Below are 5,953 nucleotides of genomic sequence, written 5' to 3' on the forward strand. Positions count from 1 at the left end.
CTATGGCGTGGACGTATCCGGCGTGGATGGCGCGGGGGTGGCCCGCGGCGTGCCCGCGAGCGCCTGGAACGGCAACTGCTGCTTGACCAGGATGACCGTGCAGGGCGCGTCGCGCGCCACACGGATCGGCACGGTGTCGACAAAGCGCTGCATTTGCAATCCGTGCGTCGCTGCCCCCATGATGATCATCGTGACCTGATTGCCGCGCGCATAGCGGATGATGGCCTGGGCCACGTCGCCGGATTCAAGTACGTGGCAGCTTGCGCTGTGCTGGGCCAGGTTGAGCGTGGAGGACCATTGCTTGAGCCGCGCGAGATGCTTGCGGTGCAGCGTGGTTTCGCTGCGCTCGTGCTGGCTGGTGCTGCTGGCGGAGGGTGAAATCACCGTCACGCAGGCCAGCCTCGCGCCGGGGCGGATGCCCAGCGAGCGGTTGACGGCCTGGCGCAGCGAGTACATGGTGGCGTCGCTCACGTCCCGGTGCGGCACCGCCACCATCAGGATCGGGACTTCCGCGAGCTGCTCTGTCGGAAGCGGGCTGGGCCGGTATTGCATGCCCGCGGCCTTGATCCAGCGCTTGAGCTGTGCGCATGCTCCGGGAGCGGACGTGCGTTCGCCGCGGTCGGTGATGGGGACGTGCTCGGGGTGCGACAGGTCGAATGCCAGATGCGCTCCCGAAGGATAGCGCTGCGCGGCTTCGGGCTCCAGGCAGCGCAGGATGATTTCCTGCAGCCAGGTGGGCACATCCTCGCGCAGGCGCCGTGGCGGCGTTGGCATCATCCACAGGCGCTGGCGCATTCCGCCGCGCGTGGTGGGCGCGCCGAAGGGAAGCTCGCCCGTGACCATCTCGTAGAGCATCACGCCGATGGCGAAGATGTCGCTGCGCACGTCGCCTCTCACGCCGACGATCTGCTCGGGCGCGATCCAGGCCGGCGAACCTACCGCATTGCGCATTTCCTCCGCCAGCAGGTCGGGGTAGTGCGCGTGGCACGAAAGCCCGAAGTCCAGCAGCGCGGCCGTGCCGTCCGGTTTCAGCAGGACATTGGCAGGCTTGAGATCGAGATGGCAGACGTTCTGCTGGTGCAGGCTGTGCGCGGCGAGCGCGATGGCGGTGCCGATCCGCGCGATCTTCTCGATGTCGCCCCGCGGATGGGCGTTCATCCATTGCTCGAGCGTGGGCGCATCGATGTACTCCATGACGATGTAGGGCAGGCGCACCAGATCGCCGGCGGCCACGAAGCGCGGCACATGGGAGCCGCTGAGCGTGGGGTGGATCTGCAACTCCACTTCGAAGCTCACGATGTTCTCGGCGCCGTCGCCCGACGCCATGCGCGGGATTTTCATCACCAGCGGAAAGCCCGGATCGCGCGAGCTTTGCGCGTAGCTCACGCGATAGATGTGCGCCATGCCTCCCGCATGGATGCATTCGTGGACGATGAAACCGTCAATCTCGGCTCCGGGTGTCAGCAGTTTCATGGCATCAGAACAAAGAGGTCAAAGGGAATTCCTCACCGGGAAGGAGGGCTCCGTCCGCATGGAGCGGACGTCACCGTCCCCATTCGAGGCGGTCGGCCCATTGGGCAGGCAGCTCCTTGGAGGCGCGCACGGCAGCCGCGGCCGCCATGTGATCGTAGGGCACCCGGTGAAAGGTGATGGTGGCAGCCTCGCTGTCATAGAGCGCGTACATGGCGCGCGGATCATGGTCGCGCGGCTGGCCGCAGGAGCCCACGATCGCCAGCCATTGCCGGTGCGGCGGCACGGGAACGGGGATCCCCGGCTCGGGCGTGAAGCGCATCAGCTTGGCCGTCGGCGTGAGAAAGTACAGCGCCTGCACATGTACGTGGCCGCTGAAGACGTAGCGCACGTTCGGGTCCTGCTGCGCCGCGGCGCGCATGCTGCGCTCGGCGGCATTGCTGTCTTCGACGTAGTGCCATTTTTCCGGTGAGTCGGCGCTGGCATGCACCAGCAGGGCGTCCTGCTCCAGCCGGGTGGTGAGCGGCAGGTTTTCCAGGAAGCTCAGTTGCCTGGGCTGCAGTTGCGCGTGCGTCCAGGTGGAGCCCAGGTCCTGCACCAGCCGGGGAATCGTTGGCGGCGAATGGGCCGCTTCATCGTGATTGCCCCGCACGCACAGCGCGCCGCAAGAAACCAGCGACATGACGCGATCGAGCACCTGCGCGGGATTGCCGCCATAGCCGACGAGGTCGCCTATGAAGGCAAATTGCTGCGCGCCGCTGGCGCGGGCATGTTCAAGGCAGGCATCCAGGGCCTGGATGTTGGCGTGCAGATCGGCGAGAAGAGCGTATTTCATGTGTGCGACCCGATGTCTTCCGGACATGATGATGGACTGCGCTTATGTCAAGCTTGCAATCCCCGGCGGATGACTGAAGCATTCAAGCTGGAGTCAGTAGCTGCTGCGCGCCACGGCGCCGCCGGACTGGCCTGGGCGAAAGCGCGCGGCGCACGCATCGGCGGCCTCGCGCAGCAGCACCATGTCCAGCGCCACGGCCACGAAGAGCGCGCCCAGCGCGAGGCATTCGCGGGCGCGTTCCTCGCTGACCTGCAGGATGCCGGGCGCCTTGCCGGCGGCGCGGATGCGGCGGATGGCATCGTCGATGGCCGCGCGGACTTCAGGGTGGCCGGGCTGGCCCGGGTAGCCCATGCTGGCCGAGAGATCGGCCGGGCCGATGAAGATGCCGTCCACGCCATCGACGGCGGCGATCGCCTCGATCTGCGACAGCGCCTCGCGCGTCTCCACCTGCACCAGCAGGCACAGTTCCTTGTGCGCATCGCGCACATAGCTGGAGTCGCGGCCGAAGCGCGATGCGCGTACCGAGCCTCCCATGCCCCGCACGCCATGCGGCGCATAACGCATGGAACTCACCGCGGCGCGCGCTTCATCGGCGTTCTGCACGAACGGAATCAGCAGGGTCTGCGCGCCGATGTCGAGATAACGCTTGATCAGGACCTGGTCGTTCCACGCCGGGCGCACGACCGGGTGCGTGCGGTGCTGGCGCTCGGCCTCCACCGCCTGCAGGTGCGCGAGCATCAGCGGAACGTCATTGGGCGAATGCTCCGCGTCGAGCAGGATCCAGTCGAAGCCCGAGCCGGCCAGCAGCTCGGCGGCCAGCGGCGATGCAAGCGTCGACCAGATGCCGATTTGCGGCTGGCCCGAGGCCAGGGCCTGCTTGAAAGGGTTGGGAGAGGGCATGGCGTTACCTTGGCTTGTTCTTCGGATAAGTGCTTTATAGCGCCAAGTCCACGTTCATGCGATGCCGTTGTGCAGTGGGCGGCCAGTCAGGCCGCGCACTGCGTGGCGCGCGGCGCCGGCGTTCCCCCTGCCAGGGAAGCGGCCGGCGGCGATCGCACGGATCAATACTGATACACGCCGCGGCCGGTCTTGCGGCCCAGGCGGCCGGCGGCCACCATTTCCTTGAGCAGCGGGCAGGGGCGGTACTTGCTGTCGCCGAACTCTTCCAGATAGACATCCATCACGGCCAGGCACACGTCCAGGCCGATCATGTCCGCCAGCGCCAGCGGGCCGATCGGCTGGTTGCAGCCGAGCTTCATGCCCGCGTCGATGTCCTCGGGCGTCGCCAGCCCTTCGGCCAGCACGAAGAAGGCCTCGTTGATCATTGGCACCAGGATGCGGTTGACCACGAAGCCCGGCGCGTTCTTCACGGTGATCGGGCTCTTGCCCAGCGTTTCGGCCAGGGCCTTCACGCTGTCGTGCGTTGCGTCGGACGTCTGCAGGCCGCGGATGATCTCCACCAGCGCCATCATCGGCACGGGGTTGAAGAAATGCATGCCGATGAATTTGTCGGCCCGGCCGGTGACGGCGGCGAGCTTGGTGATGGAGATCGAGGATGTGTTGGACGCCAGGATCACTTCCGGTGCCACCAGAGCGTCGATCTGTTGGAGGATCTTGACCTTCAGGTCGTAGTTTTCCGTTGCCGCCTCGATCACGATCTGCGCGGCCTTCAGGTCGTCGTAGCTGGTCGATCCCTTGATCCGGGCAAGCGCGGCGGCCTTGTCGGCTTCCGAAATCTTTTCCTTCTTGATCAGGCGGTCCAGGCTGCCGCCGACGGTGGCGATGCCCTTTTGCACGGCGGCCTCGGAGATGTCCACCATCACCACGTTGATGCCTGAAACCGCGCATGCCTGCGCGATACCGTTGCCCATCGTTCCCGCACCGATAATGCCCACTGTGGAAATCGTCATATAAAGTCTGCCCTGTAGATAAGAATGATGATGAAAATGCCTGGTGCCGCCACGGTCGCACTGCAACCATGGATGGTATCGGCAAATCAAGGCGGATTCCCATTAGCAATGGAGACAGGTGTCACATGTTCGACTACATCGTGATCGGGGGCGGATCGGCGGGCTCGGTGCTCGCGGGGCGCTTGAGCGAAGACCCCCGGGGGAGCGTCTGCCTCATTGAAGCGGGCGGGCGCGACGACAGCGTGCTGATTCATTGCCCGGCGGGGCTGGGCGTGATGGCGAGGACCGGCGCCAACAACTGGAAGCTCGCCACCACGCCGCAGCCGGGACTGGGCGGCAGGCGGGGATACCAGCCGCGCGGCAAGGTGCTGGGAGGATCGAGTTCGATCAACGCCATGATTTATGCGCGCGGCCATGCAAGCGACTACGACCACTGGGCCGGATTGGGCAATGCCGGCTGGGGCTGGGGCGACGTTCTTCCCTATTTCAAGCGCGCCGAAAACAACGAGCGCGGCGCGGATGAGTGGCATGGCGCGGGCGGGCCGCTCAACGTGGCCGACCTGCGCAGTCCCAATCCGCTCTCGCAGGCTTTCGTCAACGCGGGCGTGCAGGCCGGATATCCGCGCAACGACGATTTCAACGGCGAGCGGCTGGAGGGCGTGGGGCTGTATCAGGTCACGCACAGAAATGGTGAGCGTTTCAGCGCCGCCAAGGCCTACCTCACGCCGCACTTGGCGGCTCGTCCCAACCTGCACGTGGTGACGAACGCGCAGGTCACGCGCATCCTCATGGAAGGCCGGCGGGCCGTGGGCGTGCAATATTGGCAGGGCGGCACCATGCACTCCGAGCGGGTCACGCGCGAGGTGCTGCTGTGCGGCGGCGCGTTCTTCTCGCCGCAATTGCTGATGCTGTCCGGCATAGGCAGCGGTGCGGCGCTGCAGCAACTGGGCATCGACGTGGTTCACGACCTGCCGGGTGTCGGCGAGAACCTGCACGACCACCCGGATGTGGTCACCGTCGTTGATGCGCCGGCGCAGACCCAGTCCTTCGGTGTGTCGATGAGCGGCGCGGCCCGCCTGCTTCGCGCCGTTCTTGAATGGCGCAAATACCGCACCGGCATGCTCACTTCCAACTTCGCCGAGGCGGGGGGCTTCATCAAGAGCAGCGTGCACGAGGCCATTCCCGATCTGCAACTGCACTTCGTGGTCGGCAAGCTGCTCGACCATGGACGCAAGGCGTCGTGGGGCCATGGTTATTCGGTCCACGTCTGCCTGCTCCAGCCCAAAAGCCGGGGGCGCGTCACGCTGGGCAGCGCGGATGCGCTCGCGCCGCCGCTGATCGACCCTGCGTTCCTGGCTGAAACCGAAGACATGCAGAAGATGGTTGGCGCGGTCAAGCTGATGCGCGCAATCCTGTCGCAGCCCGCGCTGCAAGGCCTTGGCGGAACGGAGCTGGAGTATTCAGCCCAGGCGCAAAGCGACGAGCAGATCGCCGCATACATCCGTGACTATGCCGACACCATCTACCATCCTGTCGGAAGCTGCCGCATGGGCAGCGGGCCCATGGACGTGGTGGACGCCGAGCTGCGCGTGCATGGCATTCAGGGGTTGCGCGTGGTGGACGCATCCATCATGCCGCGCATCGTGAGCGGCAATACGAATGCGCCAGTGATCATGATCGCGGAGAAGGCGGCCGATCTGATCCGGGCCGCTGCCGGCCCCGGTTCCGGCTCATCCTC

General features: G+C 66.0%; 5 protein-coding genes. 1 reads left to right on the forward strand and 4 read right to left on the reverse strand.

The window, feature by feature from the left end:
• The 4 genes from ABWP92_RS15855 to ABWP92_RS15870 form a co-directional block, all read right to left on the reverse strand.
• On the reverse strand, positions 1 to 1,473 hold the full coding sequence (locus ABWP92_RS15855; RefSeq protein ID WP_353236370.1) for a serine/threonine protein kinase: 1,473 nt from the start codon (positions 1,471 to 1,473) through the stop codon (positions 1 to 3).
• Between the two features lie 70 nt (positions 1,474 to 1,543).
• The gene (locus ABWP92_RS15860; protein ID WP_353236371.1) at positions 1,544 to 2,305 is read right to left on the reverse strand and encodes a metallophosphoesterase family protein; all 762 of its coding nucleotides are present in this window, start codon (positions 2,303 to 2,305) and stop codon (positions 1,544 to 1,546) included.
• Positions 2,306 to 2,398: 93 nt separating this feature from the next.
• Positions 2,399 to 3,205 carry an HpcH/HpaI aldolase family protein gene (locus ABWP92_RS15865; protein WP_353236372.1) on the reverse strand — a complete coding sequence of 269 codons (807 nt, stop codon included), beginning with the start codon at positions 3,203 to 3,205 and terminating at the stop codon, positions 2,399 to 2,401.
• 161 nt (positions 3,206 to 3,366) lie between these two features.
• Positions 3,367 to 4,215 (reverse strand): 3-hydroxybutyryl-CoA dehydrogenase, encoded by an 849-nt coding sequence (locus ABWP92_RS15870; protein WP_353236373.1) that lies wholly within the window; start codon positions 4,213 to 4,215, stop codon positions 3,367 to 3,369.
• A gap of 125 nt (positions 4,216 to 4,340) precedes the next feature.
• Between ABWP92_RS15870 and ABWP92_RS15875 the strand changes: the two genes are divergently transcribed.
• Positions 4,341 to 5,953: GMC family oxidoreductase (locus ABWP92_RS15875; protein ID WP_353236374.1), on the forward strand; the 1,613-nt coding region annotated here is incomplete at its 3' end.

The organism is Diaphorobacter ruginosibacter (assembly GCF_040396215.1).
In the GTDB taxonomy this organism is placed as follows: domain Bacteria; phylum Pseudomonadota; class Gammaproteobacteria; order Burkholderiales; family Burkholderiaceae_C; genus Diaphorobacter_A; species Diaphorobacter_A ruginosibacter_A.